The organism is Streptococcus parasanguinis, from assembly GCF_019929185.1.
Classification (GTDB): domain Bacteria; phylum Bacillota; class Bacilli; order Lactobacillales; family Streptococcaceae; genus Streptococcus; species Streptococcus parasanguinis_O.
On record NZ_JAHZPC010000015.1, the window covers coordinates 35,812 to 53,464 of the forward strand.

22 protein-coding genes and 1 tRNA gene are annotated in these 17,653 nt (G+C 42.1%); 3 read left to right on the forward strand and 20 right to left on the reverse strand.

Translation table 11 applies throughout. The features are described from left to right. Positions 1–2 precede the first annotated feature (2 nt). From K1I56_RS08600 to K1I56_RS08640, 9 genes are all read right to left on the reverse strand, one after another. The gene (locus K1I56_RS08600) at positions 3–743 is read right to left on the reverse strand and encodes a class I SAM-dependent DNA methyltransferase (protein WP_311626171.1); all 741 of its coding nucleotides are present in this window, start codon (positions 741–743) and stop codon (positions 3–5) included. A gap of 322 nt (positions 744–1,065) precedes the next feature. After that, the gene (gene rsfS, locus K1I56_RS08605) at positions 1,066–1,419 is read right to left on the reverse strand and encodes a ribosome silencing factor (RefSeq protein WP_003014310.1); all 354 of its coding nucleotides are present in this window, start codon (positions 1,417–1,419) and stop codon (positions 1,066–1,068) included. A gap of 14 nt (positions 1,420–1,433) precedes the next feature. Continuing rightward, a complete protein-coding gene (locus K1I56_RS08610) occupies positions 1,434–1,934 on the reverse strand; it encodes a cysteine hydrolase family protein (RefSeq protein ID WP_223325768.1) in 501 nt (166 codons plus the stop codon). Continuing rightward, entirely contained in the window at positions 1,935–2,531 is a 597-nt protein-coding gene (yqeK, locus tag K1I56_RS08615; protein ID WP_223325769.1) for a bis(5'-nucleosyl)-tetraphosphatase (symmetrical) YqeK, read from the reverse strand. It abuts the gene before it with no gap. Continuing rightward, positions 2,528–3,160: a nicotinate-nucleotide adenylyltransferase gene (locus tag K1I56_RS08620; RefSeq protein WP_003012335.1), complete on the reverse strand. Its 633-nt coding sequence runs from the start codon at positions 3,158–3,160 to the stop codon at positions 2,528–2,530. The genes yqeK and K1I56_RS08620 overlap by 4 nt, the downstream gene beginning before the upstream one ends. 21 nt (positions 3,161–3,181) lie before the next feature. After that, on the reverse strand, positions 3,182–3,493 hold the full coding sequence (gene yhbY / locus K1I56_RS08625; protein WP_003005853.1) for a ribosome assembly RNA-binding protein YhbY: 312 nt from the start codon (positions 3,491–3,493) through the stop codon (positions 3,182–3,184). Between the two features lie 222 nt (positions 3,494–3,715). Next, positions 3,716–4,822, reverse strand: coding sequence for a ribosome biogenesis GTPase YqeH (gene yqeH / locus K1I56_RS08630; protein WP_031575855.1), 1,107 nt, complete (start codon positions 4,820–4,822; stop codon positions 3,716–3,718). Positions 4,823–4,824: 2 nt separating this feature from the next. Further along, the gene (locus K1I56_RS08635; RefSeq protein ID WP_118095844.1) at positions 4,825–5,352 is read right to left on the reverse strand and encodes a YqeG family HAD IIIA-type phosphatase; all 528 of its coding nucleotides are present in this window, start codon (positions 5,350–5,352) and stop codon (positions 4,825–4,827) included. A gap of 183 nt (positions 5,353–5,535) precedes the next feature. Continuing rightward, positions 5,536–6,225 (reverse strand): hypothetical protein, encoded by a 690-nt coding sequence (locus tag K1I56_RS08640; protein WP_223325770.1) that lies wholly within the window; start codon positions 6,223–6,225, stop codon positions 5,536–5,538. 143 nt (positions 6,226–6,368) lie between these two features. On the opposite strand from K1I56_RS08640, the gene K1I56_RS08645 reads away from it, so the two are divergent. Then, positions 6,369–6,989, forward strand: a complete 621-nt coding sequence (locus K1I56_RS08645) for a TVP38/TMEM64 family protein (protein ID WP_070505292.1) — start codon at positions 6,369–6,371, stop codon at positions 6,987–6,989. A 71-nt stretch (positions 6,990–7,060) separates the two neighbouring features. Here K1I56_RS08645 and K1I56_RS08650 read toward each other — a convergent pair whose 3' ends face one another. The 10 genes from K1I56_RS08650 to rlmD all read right to left on the reverse strand — a co-directional run bounded on the left by K1I56_RS08650 (position 7,061) and on the right by rlmD (position 16,032). Further along, positions 7,061–9,709, reverse strand: coding sequence for a valine--tRNA ligase (locus K1I56_RS08650; RefSeq protein WP_223325771.1), 2,649 nt, complete (start codon positions 9,707–9,709; stop codon positions 7,061–7,063). Positions 9,710–9,729: 20 nt separating this feature from the next. Continuing rightward, positions 9,730–10,461: a DNA/RNA non-specific endonuclease gene (locus K1I56_RS08655; protein ID WP_021152725.1), complete on the reverse strand. Its 732-nt coding sequence runs from the start codon at positions 10,459–10,461 to the stop codon at positions 9,730–9,732. Next, the gene (locus K1I56_RS08660) at positions 10,454–11,020 is read right to left on the reverse strand and encodes a GNAT family N-acetyltransferase (protein ID WP_021152724.1); all 567 of its coding nucleotides are present in this window, start codon (positions 11,018–11,020) and stop codon (positions 10,454–10,456) included. The genes K1I56_RS08655 and K1I56_RS08660 overlap by 8 nt, the downstream gene beginning before the upstream one ends. After that, positions 11,007–11,585, reverse strand: coding sequence for a flavin reductase family protein (locus K1I56_RS08665; protein ID WP_021152723.1), 579 nt, complete (start codon positions 11,583–11,585; stop codon positions 11,007–11,009). The genes K1I56_RS08660 and K1I56_RS08665 overlap by 14 nt, the downstream gene beginning before the upstream one ends. 265 nt (positions 11,586–11,850) lie before the next feature. Next, entirely contained in the window at positions 11,851–12,198 is a 348-nt protein-coding gene (locus K1I56_RS08670; protein ID WP_021152722.1) for a helix-hairpin-helix domain-containing protein, read from the reverse strand. A 180-nt stretch (positions 12,199–12,378) separates the two neighbouring features. Further along, positions 12,379–12,633 carry a DUF1912 family protein gene (locus tag K1I56_RS08675; RefSeq protein ID WP_021152721.1) on the reverse strand — a complete coding sequence of 85 codons (255 nt, stop codon included), beginning with the start codon at positions 12,631–12,633 and terminating at the stop codon, positions 12,379–12,381. Positions 12,634–12,635: 2 nt separating this feature from the next. Beyond that, positions 12,636–13,982, reverse strand: a complete 1,347-nt coding sequence (locus K1I56_RS08680) for a DUF438 domain-containing protein (RefSeq protein WP_223325772.1) — start codon at positions 13,980–13,982, stop codon at positions 12,636–12,638. After that, positions 13,982–14,215, reverse strand: coding sequence for a DUF1858 domain-containing protein (locus K1I56_RS08685; protein WP_003005810.1), 234 nt, complete (start codon positions 14,213–14,215; stop codon positions 13,982–13,984). The genes K1I56_RS08680 and K1I56_RS08685 overlap by 1 nt, the downstream gene beginning before the upstream one ends. A 13-nt stretch (positions 14,216–14,228) precedes the next feature. Beyond that, positions 14,229–14,672 (reverse strand): cytidine deaminase family protein, encoded by a 444-nt coding sequence (locus tag K1I56_RS08690; RefSeq protein ID WP_223325773.1) that lies wholly within the window; start codon positions 14,670–14,672, stop codon positions 14,229–14,231. Positions 14,673–14,679: 7 nt separating this feature from the next. Beyond that, positions 14,680–16,032 carry a 23S rRNA (uracil(1939)-C(5))-methyltransferase RlmD gene (gene rlmD / locus K1I56_RS08695; RefSeq protein WP_021152717.1) on the reverse strand — a complete coding sequence of 451 codons (1,353 nt, stop codon included), beginning with the start codon at positions 16,030–16,032 and terminating at the stop codon, positions 14,680–14,682. A gap of 37 nt (positions 16,033–16,069) precedes the next feature. On the opposite strand from rlmD, the gene recX reads away from it, so the two are divergent. Both recX and ntdP read left to right on the forward strand, forming a co-directional pair. Continuing rightward, positions 16,070–16,852: a recombination regulator RecX gene (gene recX, locus K1I56_RS08700; RefSeq protein ID WP_021152716.1), complete on the forward strand. Its 783-nt coding sequence runs from the start codon at positions 16,070–16,072 to the stop codon at positions 16,850–16,852. Positions 16,853–16,947: 95 nt separating this feature from the next. Further along, a complete protein-coding gene (gene ntdP, locus K1I56_RS08705) occupies positions 16,948–17,481 on the forward strand; it encodes a nucleoside tri-diphosphate phosphatase (protein ID WP_003005798.1) in 534 nt (177 codons plus the stop codon). A 97-nt stretch (positions 17,482–17,578) separates the two neighbouring features. On the opposite strand, the gene K1I56_RS08710 is transcribed toward ntdP, so the two are convergent. Continuing rightward, positions 17,579–17,652, reverse strand: a tRNA-Pro gene (locus K1I56_RS08710). Position 17,653: the final 1 nt, after the last annotated feature.

Consider the following 17,653-nt stretch of genomic DNA (forward strand, 5'->3'; position numbering starts at 1 on the left):
TCCTACTTCTGTGCTACAAAAAACCAACGTTTGCTGGTCTTTGTTGGCGCTTTGTCCTCAAAGTCTGCATACAATTTGAAAGATTTAAAGCCAGCCTGCTCCAATAAGATGTCATAGGTTAAAACTTCATAAGTGCGTTCCTCATGAACTTCATCGTGGCGACTAAAGGAGCCATCCTCTTCTTGGACAAAGAAGGTCAGCTCATGGACGATCGAGTGAGGGGCTGCATCCTCATAGGTATCCCAGAGCATGGCAAAGTCTTCCGCATTCTCGTGGTAAGAATATCCTGGGAATACCTCATCTGTCTGGTAGGTCGAATGTACATCAAAGATAAAAACACCATCTTCATTAAGGGCATTATACACTTCTTTGAAGACATCCCCTACTTCTACCTCGTCTTGCATGTAGCAGATAGAATCGGAATAGCAGGTCACGAAATCATAAGTGCCTGCTTGCGACAGGTCCAGCATATTGCCCTTGATAAAATCAATCTTCTGCTTGGCTGAAGCCGCTCTTTTTTCAGCAATTTTCAGCATATCCGCACTCAGGTCTAATCCTGTCACATCAAAACCAGCTTTGGAAAAGCGAACAGACTGAATCCCTGTCCCACAAGCCAATTCCAGTAATTTTTTCCGGTCCTTACTTTTAGGAAGATGACGGAGGGAAAAATCCGTCCATAAGTCATACAGACTATCATCCATGACCGCATCGTAGACCGCCGCAAACGTTTCATAAGTCGCCATATTCATGATACCAAGTCCATCCGTAATCCGATAGAAAATTAGGAGCACGACGATGGAGCTAAACTCCAAGGAGTGCTATCTATTTTCCGAGGAGTACAGGACGGGTTCAAATCCTTTCTAAGATACAAGGAGCGTTAAAAGCATAGAGAAAATAGGGAACTTTCTGCCGTATCATCAGATACAAAGGAAGTTACTCTTTTTCTCACAGCTTTTAGCTCGTGTTCAATTATCAAATTAACCAAACACGAGGCCCCATCCTTTCTTTCCATAGAATTTCAATTTAACCAACAAAACTCAGTTGCTACCAACTGAGTTTACCTGCTTATGCTAGGGCTGCTGAAAGATCGACAGCACTTGCTTCGTGCCATAGCTTTTCTAGGTTATAGTGGGCACGCATTTCTTCTGAGAAGACATGAACCACTACACCACCTAAGTCAAGAAGGACCCAACCTCCAGCTGAATCACCTTCGACGTGGCTGGCATTGCCACCAGCTTCAACGACCTTCTCGCGAATATTTTCAGCGATAGCCTCCAATTGACGGCTATTCATAGAGCTTGCGATGACAAAGTAGTCTGTCACGCTGGTTAAGCTTTGAACATCCAAAGCTACAATGTCTTCTGCACGCTTTTCATCTGCTGCTTTGACAACTAGTTCAAGTAGTTCTTTTTCTTTCATGTAATCCTCTTTCCTTAAAAAATTGATTTGTAATCTAAGACATCCGCAAAACGTTCTGCCCAAATATTTTCATAAAATTCATTAAGCGTTTCTGCCGGAATATCCTCTCCATCAAAGGTTGTGACAGCTCCTTCTGGAATGACCAGCTTGTAGCCGTATTCAAACCCCACTTTGACGGATGTATCGACACAATATTCTGTCTGCATACCACACAGGACCAGTTGTTCAATCCCTTGTTGATCCAAGTATTCTTTTAATCCTGTCTCTTTAAATATGCTATTGTATCGCTTCTGAAATACCTTTTCATTCTCCTGTCTTTTCAACAGAGGAGATAATTGCCAATCTTCCGAAGTTAAAGCCTCTGACGTTTCAATATGCTGCATGTAGATAATTTCAACCTGCTGTTTTCTAGCCTGATCCTGCAAATAAGCGATCTTCTCTAAGAGCTTTTCTGTCTCAAAACCTGTTTCCACTAAGATATTTTGTACATCAATAATGATAAAAGCTGTCTTCACTCACTGCTCCTCTTTCAAATACTTCACAAAGGCGTTATAGGTTTCAAGGGTTTGGGGATAAATCGGCAATCCTTGGTGGGCTAGGTGTTCGACTGTGCGAGCCGTCTCATAGGCCACGGCACGATCCAAGGAGACTTGGGCGATATCACGTGCTTGCTCTACCCCTGGAAAGGCACGGTTGTGCTCAATGTAATCTGCCACATAGACAATCTTGTCTAAGGTTGACATCTGATCACTCCCCACGGTGTGGATCTCAATACTGTGAAGAATGGCTGGATCTGTCAGTCCGAGGTCTTCTTGGATCTTGTAAATCCCGACCATCCCATGCCAGACATTGTTCCCCCAGTTTTTTAATGCTGGATCCAGCTCATAGCGATCGATCAAGTCCAGAAATTCCTGATCTGATAATTTCTTGGCGTAGTCATGTAACAAACCTGCTAGACCAGCCTGCTCTTCATCAGCCCCATAGCGTTTGGCTAAGTCACGCGCAGCCTTCTCAACCCCTAAACAGTGAGTTAGCCGCTTTTCTGGCAGGATTTGACGCATTTTTTCAAGCAAGACCTCACGAGAAAAGCCTAGATAGTTTTCATAGGTCATTGATACAATCCTTCTTTCTTGATGTAGTCCAAGACTGGTTTTGGCAACATAAAATTCGGCGTCCGGCCTTTTGCCACAAAATCACGCACCATACTAGAGGAGATGTCCATTAGAGGAACATCCACCCAGATCACCGGATAAGAAGTCCCTGCCTTATAGCGTGGTCGCTGTACCCCGACAAATTGCACAATCTCCACCAATTCATCGATGCGGTGCCATTTTGGTAAATAATCCACCATATCTGCACCAATGATGAAGTAATAATCTGTGTCTGGATCCCGTTCATTGAGCAAGAGCATGGTGTCGTAGGTATAGGAAATCCCTTTTCGTTCGAGCTCGATCGTCTCGATTTCCAGACCTTCAATGCCTTCAATAGCTAATTCCAGCATCTTAAGGCGATGGTGCTCTGCAATCGTCCCCTTGGCATCGACATGCGGTGGCTCATACTCAGGCATCAAGAGCACCTTATCTAACCCTAATTGTTGGCGCACTTGATCCGCAACGACCAAATGGGCATTGTGGACCGGATTGAAATTTCCACCCAAAATACCAACTTGTTTGCGTTTCTTGTCTTTGATCTCTGGCTCTAACTCTACCTTGGTAAAAGGAGTCAATAGTTCAATTGCCATAGGTTTGCTCTCCTCGATGTCTTAAATTTCTTTTACCTTCGCTGAAATTTTACGATTTTCTTTTTTGCTCGATTGTTTGAACAAGATGAGAATCCGACCAATCTTTTGGACCGTTTCCACACCGATTTCTTCTTCCAAGATTTCTGCGACTTCATGGATATTCTCATCCGTATTTTGAAGAAGAGTCACCTTGATCAATTCGCGCGCATCAAGCGCTTGGCGCACACTGGTTTTGATTTGGTCATTGAGCCCATTTTTCCCAATTTGGATAATGGGTTTGAGGCTGTGGGCTTGGCTGTTGAGGAAAGCCCGTTGTTTAGATGTTAATGTCATGTTTTTACTTCCTTTTTTTGATCGTTATTTTAAGTGGTGGGGACGGCCGGAACTAATTTTTCAAAGATCTCATCTTTGAAAAATGGATTTCCTCACCTCAAAATGGAGCCTTGGTCTCCATTTTGCCCTTGCCAATCGATCGATTGGCAACTACACCACGGCAATAACGATCTCTTTATGAGCTCACTTCGTGCGCTCTTCAATTCATTCTATTACAAATTTTTAAATGATAGCTTTGCGGGTAACGACGGCGACGCCTTCTGGTGCCCAGACGGCTACTTTGGCTTCTCCATTGACGCGGATCCAGCCGAGTCCTGAGATAACGAGGTCAGTCTTGTCCTTGATGGTAAACTCATGGGAAATCAAAGGCGGGAATTCTTCTTTTTCCTTGCTGTTAGGAGGGGTTAGTAAGCCACCGACATGCTTGTCATAAAAAGCGGTCGCGCCCTCAAGCTTGGTTCGGTGAAGCTTGAGTTCGTTGTCAAAGAAGGCGGTGAAACCTTGCTTTTCCCCCTTAATAAAGTCAAAGCGTCCCAAGCCACCCAAGAAAAGGGTTTGCTCTGGATTGAGCTGATAAGTCTTAGGCTTGATTTCCTTTTTAGGACTGACATACTTGAGGTTTTTCGCCGTCAAGTAGTGAGCCATCTGGTGGCGATGGATAATCCCTGGTGTATCGTAGATGTAGGATCCATCGTCCAGTGGGATTTCGATCTTGTCCAGTGTCGTCCCTGGGAAGCGAGAGGTCGTAATGATATCCTTGTCCCCAGTGATTTCTTGGATGATCGCATTGATAAGGGTCGATTTCCCAACGTTGGTCACACCCACCACATAGACGTCACGGCCCTTACGGTACTGCTCAATCTTTTCCATCAAGTCCTTGATAGCACTCTTGTTTTGGGCAGAGGTGAGGACCACATCGACAGGACGCATGCCTTCTTCGTGGGCCCGCTCCATCAACCAATGGGTTACCTTGCTGTCCTTGACAGACTTGGGCAAGATGTCTTTTTTGTTTCCGACCAAGAGAACATCATTTCCTGCTACAAAGCGTGGTAAGCCAGGGATAACGGATCCATTAAAATCAAAAATATCCACTACATTGACCACGAGAGCATCACTATCTCCTACTTCGTGAAGGAGTTTTAGGAAATCATCATCTGTCAGATGCACATCAGTGATTTCATTGTAGTGACGCAGACGGAAACAGCGTTGGCAATAAACCTCGCCTGTTTCCAAGCCCTTTTCAAGAGCTGATTGGGGAGTATAGCCTAGCCCCTCTTTGTTTTCTGTCTGAATGGGGGCTCCACAGCCAATACAGAATAATTCTTCCATTCTTAAATTCCTTTTTTGTATACAATCGGACCATATTTCTCGGCCATTTGCTTCATGACACGGCGTTCACGCGCCCGGTTGATCTGCGTCTTGATCGAGTCATGCTCAACCAAAGGCTTGACCAAAATCGAACGAATGCCTGCACGATGGGCAGCCCGAATATCGGTCATCAGTTGATCCCCGACCATGACCACTTCATTTTTCTCATAGTGGAAACGTTTGAGGGCACGATCAATCCCAAAAGTAAAGGGCTTGAGCGACCAGGCTTCATAGTCAATATCAAATTTCTCAACAGCGCGCTTGACCCGTTTGGGACTATTATTAGACACCACGATAACCCGAATCCCTCCATCACGAAGGTCATGCAACCACTGGCGCATCTCAGGAGTTCCATCCGGATTATTCCAAGCAATCAAGGTATTATCCAAATCCACAAGGACCGCCTTGATACCCTGTTTTTTCAAGTCTGTAACGGTGAGATCATAGGCTGCTTCCACCGCAAAATCTGGTTTGTAATTTTCGATTGACACGTTTTTCTCCAAACATTCGTATTCTCCCCATTATAGCATAAAATAGGCTTTTTAGCACGGATGACTTGATCTCAGAGGAGAGGGCTACTTATAAACAAATGTAGAATGTCTCCGTTACTTTTTCTAGACAAAAAAACTTTCCAAAATGGAAAGTTCTGATGTTAGAGTGGAGAGCCGTTTTATTCACAATTTGGACTTTTTTCCATTCTTTTCTTCCTGCGAATTCTTATAATATATGAATTGAAGGTCGCTAACAATACTAGTAGCACCTACTTTTTCTTCTCTTTCGATATGAAGCACTTTAGAAAATTTCTGAAAATCACTTTCTTCAACACTTGGTGCAATACGAATATCTACAGATTGCCAACTATCATCTTTCACTTCATATCCAACCAAAACAATCACAAAGTCATTTCCAACCTGCTGTCGACCTGATAGCAACATGGATGCTTTTCCAAACAACGCATCATAATATGTTGGATTAGATATCGCAAATAGGATAATATCTTGTCTTTTTAATTTTCCATCAACACTGGCTATGGGAATTTTATCAATATTCTCAATCATAGGTAAAACGGTGTCACGTTTTAACCCTTCAAAACTCCATTCATTGTTATAATCTGATTTGGGATTCATAATTTTATCATAACTGTATAGATACTCCGCTCCCATACTAAGAAAGAATAAGACAAAAGGAATACAAGTAACAATCAGGACACGTTTTTTATTTCCTGCTAAGAGATCAAACATGACATAACTGAAATAAATTAATAACCCCCAGGAAAGTGTATTTTGATTGATGAAAGTATCTCGCACATTAGTAAAAGCTATTTCCCATAATTTCTGATGGTATAAATTTATATATTCTTCCACTACATCCTCCTCTAATATCTATGATAATTCGAGCCTCAATTACATCATTATACCATCTTTTAAGGCTTTCATCACCTCCATCACCAGAGCTTACAAATAGACAAAAAAATGGTATAGTAGAAGAAAAAATACACGGAAGAGTTATGATAACAAAAGAAAAAAAATTGAGGGAGGTCTCACCTCTCCTCCAGCGCATCATTAATTGGTCATCTATCATTGGTGCTCTCGGGACCTTGGCCTTTTGTATCTGGGCCTACTTTTCTGGCATCCTTCAATCCAAAGAAACCTTGTCAGCTTTTATTTTGCAAGCCGGAATCTTCGGGCCACCGCTCTTTATCTTTCTTCAGATCCTTCAAACAGTGGTCCCTATTATTCCTGGCGCCCTGACATCTGTAGCAGGTGTCTTCATCTACGGCCATATTATCGGGACCATCTACAATTACATCGGGATCGTGATTGGCTGTGCCATTATCTTCCACCTAGCCAGAATGTATGGGCCTAAGTTCGTCCAATCCATGGTCAGTCAGAAAACCTACGACAAGTACATTGGCTGGCTCAATGAAGGCAAGCGGTTCGATCGCTTCTTTATCTTCATGATGATCTGGCCGGTTAGTCCCGCCGACTTCATCTGTATGCTGGCAGGTCTGACCAATATGACCTTCAAACGCTACATGACCATCATCATCCTCTGTAAACCCATCACCCTCGTCATCTACACCTACGGCCTGACCTATATCATCGATTATTTCTGGAAAATGGTCTAAAAATAGGTTACTTAAACTTTTTCTCTTACAGAATCATACAAAAAACACGGCATTCCGCCGTGTTTCTGTGTTTATTTAACGAGTTTCTTCATCTCATCAATACGTGCTACAGTCGCGTCGTATTTAGCTTGATAGTCGGCTTGTTTGTCGCGTTCTTTTTGGACGACTTCTGGTTTGGCATTGGCTACGAAGCGTTCGTTAGAGAGCTTCTTACCGACCATATCCAGTTCTTTTTGCCATTTGGCTAATTCTTTTTCAAGACGAGCCAATTCTTCTTCAACATTAAGAAGGTCAGCAAGTGGCAAGTAGATTTCTGCGCCTGTGATGATGCTTGACATAACCAAGTCAGGCACTTCGACATCTGCTGCAATTTCCAAGTGTTCTGGGTTTGTGAAACGTTTGATGTAGTTGACATTATCATTAAAGAAAGCATCAAGCTTGCTGTCGCTTGTCTTGATCAAGATAGTGATTGGCTTACTTGGCGCTACGTTCACTTCTGCACGTGAGTTACGAACGGAGCGAATCACATCTTTAAGAGCTTCTACACCAGCTGCTGCTTCCTCGTTTTCAAACTCTGGACGAACCACTGGGTATTCCGCCGTCACGATTGTTCCTTCAGAGATTTGGCCGTAGATTTCTTCAGTTACGAATGGCATAATTGGGTGAAGGAGACGCAAGATTTGGTCCAAAGTGTAAAGAAGAACAGAGCGTGTGATAACTTTTTCGTCTTCGTTATCGCTGTATAGCACTTCCTTAGTCAACTCAACATACCAGTCCGCAAACTCATCCCAGATGAAGTTGTAGAGGATGTGACCAGCCACACCGAATTCAAACTTATCAAAATTTTCAGTGACTTTTCCAATAGTTTCGTTGAGGTTGTGGAGAATCCAACGGTCTGTCACGTTACCTGATTGACCAGCAGCGACTTTAGCCACATTTTCACGCGCCACATCCAAGGTCAAACCTTCATTGTTCATGAGGATATAACGTGAGATGTTCCAAATCTTGTTAATGAAGTTCCATGACGCATCCATTTTCTCGTAAGAGAAACGCACGTCTTGCCCTGGTGCAGACCCGTTTGAAAGGAACCAACGAAGGGCATCGGCACCGTATTTCTCAATAACATCCATTGGGTCAATCCCGTTACCGAGTGACTTAGACATCTTGCGTCCTTGTTCGTCACGGATAAGGCCGTGGATCAAGACATTCTTAAATGGTTGGCGTCCTGTGAATTCCAATGATTGGAAGATCATACGAGACACCCAGAAGAAGATGATGTCGTAACCTGTTACCAAGGTTGAAGTTGGGAAGTAACGTTTGAAGTCTTCTGAGTCGACATCAGGCCAGCCCATGGTTGAGAATGGCCAAAGGGCAGAACTGAACCACGTATCCAAGACATCTTCGTCCTGAGTCCATCCGTCACCTTCTGGAGCTTCTTCGCCAACATACATTTCACCCTCAGCATTGTACCAAGCAGGGATTTGGTGACCCCACCAGAGCTGACGAGAAATTACCCAGTCATGGACATTTTCCATCCATTGAAGGAAGGTATCGTTGAAACGAGGTGGGTAGAATTCTACCTTATCGTCTGTGTCTTGGTTAGCAATAGCATTTTTCGCCAATTGATCCATCTTCACAAACCATTGCGTAGACAAGCGTGGCTCAACCATCACCCCTGTACGCTCTGAGTGACCAACTGAGTGGGTCATCTTCTCAATCTTAACAAGGGCACCAATTTCTTCTAACTTCTTGATAACAGCCTTACGAGCTTCAAAGCGGTCCATGCCATTGAATTCACCAGCCAATTCATTCATAGTACCATCATCGTTCATAACGTTGACTTGTGGCAAGTTATGACGTTGTCCAACCAAGAAGTCATTAGGGTCATGGGCAGGAGTGATTTTCACCACACCAGTACCAAATTCAGGGTCTGCGTGTTCATCACCAACGATTGGGATTGGCTTGTTCAAGATTGGCAAGATAACATTTTTACCAATCAAGTCTTTATAACGGTCATCATTTGGGTTAACCGCTACGGCAGTATCCCCAAACATGGTTTCAGGACGTGTTGTTGCTACTTCAAGGGCACGTGAACCGTCTTCCAACATGTAGTTCATGTGGTAGAAGGCACCTTCGACATCCTTGTGAATCACCTCGATATCAGAAAGGGCTGTACGGGCTTTTGGATCCCAGTTGATGATAAATTCACCACGGTAAATCCAACCTTTCTTGTAGAGCTCTACAAAGACCTTACGAACCGCTTTTGACAAACCTTCATCAAGGGTAAAGCGCTCACGAGAGTAGTCTACAGAGAGCCCCATTTTACCCCATTGTTCCTTGATAGTCGTCGCATACTCGTCTTTCCATTCCCAAACTTTTTCAAGGAATTTTTCACGACCCAGGTCATAACGAGAGATGCCGTCCTCAGCCAAACGCGCTTCTACTTTAGCTTGAGTGGCAATCCCAGCATGGTCCATACCAGGAAGCCAAAGCGTGTCAAATCCTTGCATGCGTTTTTGACGGATGATGATATCTTGAAGAGTTGTATCCCAAGCGTGACCAAGGTGAAGTTTCCCAGTTACGTTTGGTGGTGGAATGACGATTGAATAAGGCTTAGCCTTTTTATCGCCAGAAGGCTTAAAAACATCCTCATCAAGCCATTTTTGGTAACGACCAGCCTCAACCTCGGCTGGATTGTATTTAGGTGAAAGTTCTTTCATTTTAGTTCTCCTTTGTTCTGTTATTCTAAAACTGTAAAAATTGCATCTTTATAATCGATCTTTAGTCTAGAATCGATATTTGGTATAAACACATGTATAGATTTAATCGTTACAAAATTAGAATATTTTTCTGTTTTCTTGTTAAATATAGCTTTTAAACAAATACCTCTAGGAATTAAATCATCATCACTATAAATCAATTTCACATAATAAAGCACTTGTGAATTAGTATTCTCATCCAAAAATTTCTTAATTTCAGACTCGTAATAGGCCAAGTTTTTTCCAACTTTTAAATCACCTTCCTTGGTTGCTTTGCTAGATTTATTACTCCATTCAGTTTGAGTAAAATACTTCCTATCCTTATCACATTCCCAATTGTCATCTGGATATAATTCATGAGCAATTATATGACCTCTGTTAATATAAGTGACACTACTATTAAGTTCCTTATCCCACCCAACTGGTGTAACTTTTTTACTAAATTCTTTTGGCCTTGGTTTGTTTGCTAAAAAATTTTTAGTAAGCAAGACTTTGCACCCTATAGGCAATAGGACTTCTTCCTCACTTTTCACGATTCTTTTCGATTGATAAAAGTCTAAACCTCGAGAAGAAATAGTCAATCTAACTTTTCTTCTAATATGAAAGCTACCGTTATCAAAAATTAATCTATCTTTCGAACTCACACCCAGTTGTTTAAGAACTGTTTTAGTGAGTACGGCATCAAATAATTCATATTCTTTTAACCTATTCATAGTATAACTCCCACTCACTCTTCAGCAAGCCATATCTCAAATCATCACAGCGATTGCCCTGAGCATCTTTGCGGTCCCTTATACGAGCTTCGAGGGTAAAACCAAGCTTCTCAGCGACTCGTTGACTTTGGACATTGTAGCCAAAGCAAGACAATTCTATCTTGTGAAGTCCCAATTCTTTAAAAGCTAAATCAATCAAGGCATGTGCTGCTTCTGGCACATAACCGCGACCCCAATAATCTGGGTGTAAGGTATAGCCAATTTCCAGCACATCATCTTCGTAGCGATGGTTGAAGTCAACAGAGCCAATGATTTTATCGGTTCCTTTGACCACAATGCCGTAACCAGCTGGAAGATTTTCTTTTTGATTGCGATCGGGAAGGATATGCTCTAGATAATAGATCTCGTCTTCCAAGGTCTTGACGGGTGGAAAACCTGCTGGGTAAGAGACTTCTGGAAGACTAGCGTAAGCATGGATGTCCTCTGCATCAGCCACTGTTCGGACTCGTAAGACCAGACGATCCGTTTCGATTCGTTCTGGCAGTTCAGCTCTTGTCATTCTTCTTCCTCGCTTTCTTGATAAAGCACCCCATGGGATCGACTCGGTCATCTAGATAACGGTAAACACGCTGATGGCCGTCCCCCATAAAGTAAGTCGGCGCAAAACGGTCATTTTTAAAATGCCCCTTGTCATCTAAGAGCTCTGGATCAGCCAGTCGCTCAAGAATCTTAGCAAAGATATGGCAGATGCCATCTTCCTCGACAATCCGATCTACCTGGCAATCCAAAACGACTGGACAAGCCTCCAAAATCGGAGCCTGAGTCCGTTCAGAAATCTCGTAGTCTAGCCCTAGGTGTTCCAACTTCTCCCGATGGCTGATAAACCCAGCCTGCTCCATCTCAAGCATAAAGTTTTCATCAGGGATGTTCACAGTGAACTGTTGATAATGCTTAATCTGGTTAGCCGCATTTTCCTCACTACCAACCCCGATGACCAGCCAATCTCCCAGGCTATAAGAGGAACTGCAGGTCGTGATATTGTGCCCAAAGTTCTGGTCCTGATACCCCAAGATGAAGATCGGAAAACCATAGTAGAGTTTACTGGTGTTAAAAGATTGTTTCATGACAAGCTCCTTTGGCTAGGCTGCAACAAAAAAATCGCCCCTGTCATCAATCTGACAGGGACGAATGTGTTGATCCGCGGTACCACCCAATTTCGGGCAATGCCCGCAACTTTGTTTATTTCATTTTCATCCATTAGCAACCAGTTTTGACACATTTGTGGACTTCTCAGCACCGCCACTTTCTGTAAAATGTGGGACTCAAAACACCTCTAACAGGTTCATTTTAGCAAGTTTTCCTGGAAATAGCAAGAAATCATAAAAGCGATTATTTAAATTTAACGCCTAGTTCTTTCAATTTCTTGATTGTAGCTGGGCCGATTCCTTTAAGGGCCAACAACTCTTTTTCTGTCCAGTTTGCGAAGTCCGCAACAGAGCGAATACCTTCATCATAGAATGTTTGCGCACGATCAAGTGCCACACCTTCCAAACTTGCAGCAAATTCTTCCACTGAAGAAGCCGCTTGTTTCACTTCTTTCGCCACTGCTTTTGTAGCTTTCTCAACCTTTTTAGGTGTTTCTTTCACAGCTGCAGTTACAGTTGCGACAGCTTTTTTCAAAAGATGTCTATTTTGATGTTTGTATTGTTTCGCACGGTTTACGTTCTTCTTTGCCATTTTTCCTCCTAAATTCAGTGATCAATTCCTAAGGCAACAAGGTTTCATCACTATCATTCCATTCAAAAATCCGTTGATGTCATTTCAACTTTTTTATTGTATCACAATCCCCTAAAAAATCAAGTCATTGCTCAATTTTCAGGTAAATCTAGCTAGTAAAACGCCTTCAATAAGGTGTTTTTAATATTTTCTTTCACCAAAGAGGCCATCTGGTAAATCATGAAATCCTTTTCCAGCATGGAAATTTTCAAACTTCCCTTGCAAGAACTGATAAGCGTCCAAACGGCTTTCATAGCGAATCATGGCGATTTTAGCTCGTTCATCCTGGTCTTCCTCAAAAACCTTCTTACTCTCTTCGAGAGCCATTTCATTGATCATGACTTGGGTCTTGATCCACTCCTCAAACTCCTTCATAAACTCTGTTTCGTAACTCATCTTTACTCCATTCCTCTATAAAAATCCGTATCGATCTCTCGATAAGGTTGAATGTCCTGAACATATTCCAAGACACCTTGGAAGTCTCCAGCTTCATCACGCACGGCTGCATAGGTAACATGGACAAATTTCCCACGCGATTCTGATTTGAACCACATTTCATACTTGTCTTTTTTCCCTTCACGAAGCCCCTGCATGATGGCTTTGACCTTCTCCAAATATTTCGGTGGGTGACACAGCTCAACATTGCGTCCTACCTGCGATGGCGTCCTCTTAAAAATCATTTCCTCAAAAGGCGCAGCATCATTGTAATATTGGAAAATATCATCCTTATTGACAAAGGTGATCTCCATTGGTAACTGGTTCAAGATTAAATTCGCTTGCTCCACCGATAAAAATCCATGACCAAAAGCTTGTGGCTGCTTGCGATCGAAGCTCTCTTCTTTTTTCTTAGGCGTGAAGGTAATCGTCAATTGTCCCTCAGGAGTCTCAATGACCTGACGGTGCTCATCTCCTTTTGAAGAAGGAAGCGGTTCAGTTGAACTCTCTGACTCTCTTGCTCCTTCTTCCTTGAAGTCCACACGTTTCGGCACCCATTTCTCACTTGAGAGAATAATGGCATAACCATAAGCATCACTTTCTTCTGCAATGGAGAGCCAGTCATCCTGGGTAAAGGACTCCAGCAAAATCATCAAGAGGATCGACTCTTCCTTGAAGATCATGCGCTCAAACTCTTGTGCAAAGGCTTCAAAGCGTTCCTTGACTTCAAAAATACTAGAATCCGGTAATTTCTTTGCCGCATCCAAAGTTTTCGCAAAGAGTTCCCGAATCTGGTCATCTACTCCCCACATCACTTTTGGTGGGGAATCATGACCATATTTTTCCATAATCGGAAACATCAACTCTTCCTTACGACGGTAATGCCGGTCAAATTGACCCACCAAGCCCAGCTGACGTAACAAGCCCTTATGAATCTCCTGAATCATCTCAGGATCCTCAGTCGTCTCATAATTGTCTAGCAAGCGACGTACCCGCATCATAGCGGCTCGAAGGGCTAAGTTCTCCTGTTTAAAGATTTGAACAGGATGCCCTGGGTGGTCAGTATCTGCTACTTCGACCCCTTGAACCGCATTCTTAAAGAGATTGGCATGGACATCACAAAGCTCCATAACATCTTCAAAAGTAACCCCTGCATCGGAGTTCATCAGTTCATGCTCCATAAGAGAGATCTCAATCGCAGAAACCCCTGCAAAGGTCGCATCAAAGCGCTCCTGAACCGACTCAGGGGAAGCTCCATGATGAAGCTCTAATAAGATATCTCTTAAGACGTGAATTCGTTCATCACTCATTAGTCTAGCCCCACTACTTCATAGCCATTAGCCTCTAGTGTTCGCACAATCTTCTCCATAGGCGTACCTTCTAATTTTGATCCTTGTTTCAAAGAAACCTTGCGCCCAACTGTATTGCGCATGATCGGATTAGCTAAGGGTTTAAAGCCCAACTCCACCAACAAATCCAATACTTCCGGATGTTGATCAATGACTTGAGCAACTGGAATCGATACATCAATAACATTGTCCATTTTTCTATTTCCTCTACTCATTCCCTTTATTTTCTCTTTGACGAGCCCGTTCTTCCCCCCACCAAAGAGGCATCAGTTCACCTAAAGTAATGGTCTTGCGACTTTCATAATCCACCATAAATTCTAGATGACGATTCTCTGCATCTAGCTCAAGGAGAAATTCGCGACAGGCCCCACAAGGCATCCCTGAACCTTCTCCATAAGGAGGCTTGTCTCGAAAAGCAATAATGCGCTTGACCTTGGTCTGTCCTGATTGTTGATACATGTTGAAGAGGGCCGCTCGTTCGGCACATAAATGAAAGACGCCACAGGTTGCTTCCATACAAAAGCCCGTAAAAATCTGACCATCTGCAGCCTCAACAGCAGCAACCACATGTCGAGCATAGACAAAATCTGAAACCTCTTGAGGCGCATAGAGAGCTTTCGCCTCAAGATAAAGTTTTTCCCAAATATCCATTCTTCTTTCACTTCTTCACTAATTTCACAACTGCTTCTGCCCGTGCTGTATGGGGGAACATGTCCACTGATTGAATGTATTCAACCTGATAAACCTTCGTCAAAGCCACTAGATCCCTTGCCAAAGTAGAGACATTACAAGAGACATAGACCATCTTTTCAGGTGCATAGTGCAACAAGGTCTCTATTAATTTTGTCCCCAAGCCCGTACGAGGTGGATCCACAATCACAGCATTAGCCCGATAGCCTTCTTGGTACCAGCGAGGAATGATCTCTTCTGCTGTACCAGCCTCATAGTGGGTATTCTCAAATCCCATCCGTTTAGCATTGTATTTGGCATCTTCAATTGCTTCAGGAATAATATCCATCCCCCGAACACTTTTCACTCTATTAGCAAAAGCAAAGCCAATCGTTCCAACCCCACAGTAGGCATCAATAAGATGATCCTCTGGAGAAACATCTAGAGCCTTAACCGCCTCACTATACAATACTTCAGTTTGTTCCGGATTCAACTGGTAAAAAGCTCGAGGAGAAAGGGAGAATTCATAATCCAAAACACCTTCCAAAATGGCCTCTTCTCCCCAAATAATCTGCGTTTGTTCCCCATAAATCTCACTGGAACGAGACGTATTTTTGTTAACAGCAACCGTGACAATTTCAGGGTGTTTCGTGACCAAGTCTTGCACCAAATTGTTTACGTTAATCTGACGACTGGTGACCACAATGATCTGAACCTGACCAGACTTCCGAGCCCGTCTAACCATCATGGTTCTGACACCCAGTTCTTTACGCTCATCAGCAATCGGAATCTGATAATAGGTCAATAAATCCGCTAGATCGTTGGCGATAGCTTGAATAACCGGATCTTGAACCAAACAATCTTTTAATTCCACCAAATAATGTGAATTTTGAGCATAGAGTCCCGCCTTCACCTGGCCCTTGAATTTCCTTGTTTGAAATTGCAATTTTGCCCGATAGTAAAGAGGCTCCTGCATTCCAATTGTCGGCCGAATATCATACTGTTCAAATCCTTCAGGTGAGAACTTCTTCAAGGCCTGTTGCAACAAATCTGTCTTAAACTCCAGCTGCTTGTCATACTTCAAATGCATGATTTGACAGCCCCCACAGGTCTCATAGATATCACACATGGGCGTCACACGAAACTTAGACGCCTTATTCACAGATAAGAGTTTGGCTTCCGCAAAATTTTTCTTGACACTTGTAATTTGGCAGAAGATATCTTCTCCCTTTAAAGCACCTGGCACAAAGACAAGTGTTTTTTTATAAAAGCCAATCCCTTCACCGTTAATTCCCATTCGTTTAATTTTCAAAGGAATTTTTTGTTTTACTTTAACGTTCATATCCCTATCTTAACACATTTTTCGGTATAATAAAAACATGAAAATTACAAAACTAGAAAAGAAAAAAAGACTCTACCTCCTGGAATTAGACAATGATCAAAAACTTTATATTACAGAAGACACCATCGTCAAATATTTCCTTTCCAAAGATAAGGAAATCAGTGAGGAGGAATTAAAAGAAATCCAAGAGTTTGCTCAATACTCCTATGGTAAAAACCTGGCCCTTTACCATCTTTCTTTTAAAGCTCGGACAACAAAAGAAGTCCGAGACTACCTGACAAAATATGAGATTGAAAGTGACATTATTGATAAAGTGGTCCAACACCTAAAAGAAGACAAGTGGTTAGATGATCGTCAATATGCAAGAAACCTGATAGAGGCTAACCTTCTCAGTGGCGATAAGGGCCCTGCCTTATTACAACAAAAAATTCAACAAAAAGGGATCTCAAAATCTATCCTTCAAGAAATTCTTGCAGACTATGATTTTTCAGAAGTGATCGACCGTACCGCAATAAAACTCGTAAAAAAATACCAAGGGAAATATCCGTTAAAAGCTATTGAAACTAAAATCATCCAAGGACTCATTTCAAAAGGCTTTACATACAACCAAGCGAAGATAGCATTCCAAAATCTCGAGCTCGAAACAGATGAAGAAACAACCAATGAGCTCATTCTAAAAGAGTTAGAAAAACAATACCGTAAATACAGTAAAAAATATGAAGGCTATGACCTCAAACAACGCTTGACTCAGGCACTAGCCAGAAAAGGCTACGATTATAGTGATATAACGTCAGCCATTAGAGAATACTTAGATTCATAAACCAAATTGAAAATTAAATAGTAAAATAAGAAAAAATTTGAAAAAATATGATACAATATAGAGGATATACTTAGATTGTAGAAAGTTGGTAAGTTATGAAACTACCTAAAGAAGGCGACTTTATTACAATTCAAAGTTATAAACATGATGGCAGTTTACACCGAACATGGCGTGACACCATGGTATTAAAGATAACCGAAAATGCAATTATTGGAGTAAATGATCATACACTTGTGACTGAAAGTGATGGTAGACGTTGGATCACGCGTGAACCAGCGATCGTTTATTTCCATAAAAAATATTGGTTTAACATCATCGCCATGATCCGTGACAATGGTGTGTCTTACTACTGTAACCTAGCAAGTCCTTTTCACATTGACCAAGAAGCCTTAAAATATATCGACTATGATCTCGATGTCAAGGTCTTTACCAATGGTGAAAAAAAATTGTTAGATGTTGAAGAATACGAGCAGCATAAAGAAAAAATGCACTATTCAGATGACATCGACTTTATTTTAAAAGAAAATGTTAAGGTTCTAGTAGATTGGATAAACCAAAACAAAGGTCCTTTTTCTGAGGAATATATCAAAATTTGGTATAACCGTTATGTTGAACTGCGAAATAAATAAAGTTGAAAAGAGCGAAAGCTCTTTTTTCTTGAAAATTAATAAAAAAATAACTACAAAAAAAGTCTAATGTCAACCATTAGACTTTTTCGATACACTATCGGGAAGACAGGATTCGAACCTGCGACACCTTGGTCCCAAACCAAGTACTCTACCAAGCTGAGCTACTTCCCGA

Bases quoted from the DNA above. Each gene is read 5' to 3' on its own strand.
- K1I56_RS08600 (WP_311626171.1), bottom strand. From the start codon at position 743: ATGGCGACTTATGAAACGTTTGCGGCGGTCTACGATGCGGTCATGGAT.
- rsfS (WP_003014310.1), bottom strand. From the start codon at position 1,419: ATGAAAGAAAAAGAACTACTTGAACTAGTTGTCAAAGCAGCAGATGAA.
- yqeK (WP_223325769.1), bottom strand. From the start codon at position 2,531: ATGACCTATGAAAACTATCTAGGCTTTTCTCGTGAGGTCTTGCTTGAA.
- K1I56_RS08620 (WP_003012335.1), bottom strand. From the start codon at position 3,160: ATGGCAATTGAACTATTGACTCCTTTTACCAAGGTAGAGTTAGAGCCA.
- yhbY (WP_003005853.1), bottom strand. From the start codon at position 3,493: ATGACATTAACATCTAAACAACGGGCTTTCCTCAACAGCCAAGCCCAC.
- yqeH (WP_031575855.1), bottom strand. From the start codon at position 4,822: ATGGAAGAATTATTCTGTATTGGCTGTGGAGCCCCCATTCAGACAGAA.
- K1I56_RS08645 (WP_070505292.1), top strand. From the start codon at position 6,369: ATGATAACAAAAGAAAAAAAATTGAGGGAGGTCTCACCTCTCCTCCAG.
- K1I56_RS08650 (WP_223325771.1), bottom strand. From the start codon at position 9,709: ATGAAAGAACTTTCACCTAAATACAATCCAGCCGAGGTTGAGGCTGGT.
- K1I56_RS08655 (WP_021152725.1), bottom strand. From the start codon at position 10,461: ATGAATAGGTTAAAAGAATATGAATTATTTGATGCCGTACTCACTAAA.
- K1I56_RS08660 (WP_021152724.1), bottom strand. From the start codon at position 11,020: ATGACAAGAGCTGAACTGCCAGAACGAATCGAAACGGATCGTCTGGTC.
- K1I56_RS08665 (WP_021152723.1), bottom strand. From the start codon at position 11,585: ATGAAACAATCTTTTAACACCAGTAAACTCTACTATGGTTTTCCGATC.
- K1I56_RS08670 (WP_021152722.1), bottom strand. From the start codon at position 12,198: ATGGCAAAGAAGAACGTAAACCGTGCGAAACAATACAAACATCAAAAT.
- K1I56_RS08675 (WP_021152721.1), bottom strand. From the start codon at position 12,633: ATGAGTTACGAAACAGAGTTTATGAAGGAGTTTGAGGAGTGGATCAAG.
- K1I56_RS08680 (WP_223325772.1), bottom strand. From the start codon at position 13,982: ATGAGTGATGAACGAATTCACGTCTTAAGAGATATCTTATTAGAGCTT.
- K1I56_RS08685 (WP_003005810.1), bottom strand. From the start codon at position 14,215: ATGGACAATGTTATTGATGTATCGATTCCAGTTGCTCAAGTCATTGAT.
- K1I56_RS08690 (WP_223325773.1), bottom strand. From the start codon at position 14,672: ATGGATATTTGGGAAAAACTTTATCTTGAGGCGAAAGCTCTCTATGCG.
- rlmD (WP_021152717.1), bottom strand. From the start codon at position 16,032: ATGAACGTTAAAGTAAAACAAAAAATTCCTTTGAAAATTAAACGAATG.
- recX (WP_021152716.1), top strand. From the start codon at position 16,070: ATGAAAATTACAAAACTAGAAAAGAAAAAAAGACTCTACCTCCTGGAA.
- ntdP (WP_003005798.1), top strand. From the start codon at position 16,948: ATGAAACTACCTAAAGAAGGCGACTTTATTACAATTCAAAGTTATAAA.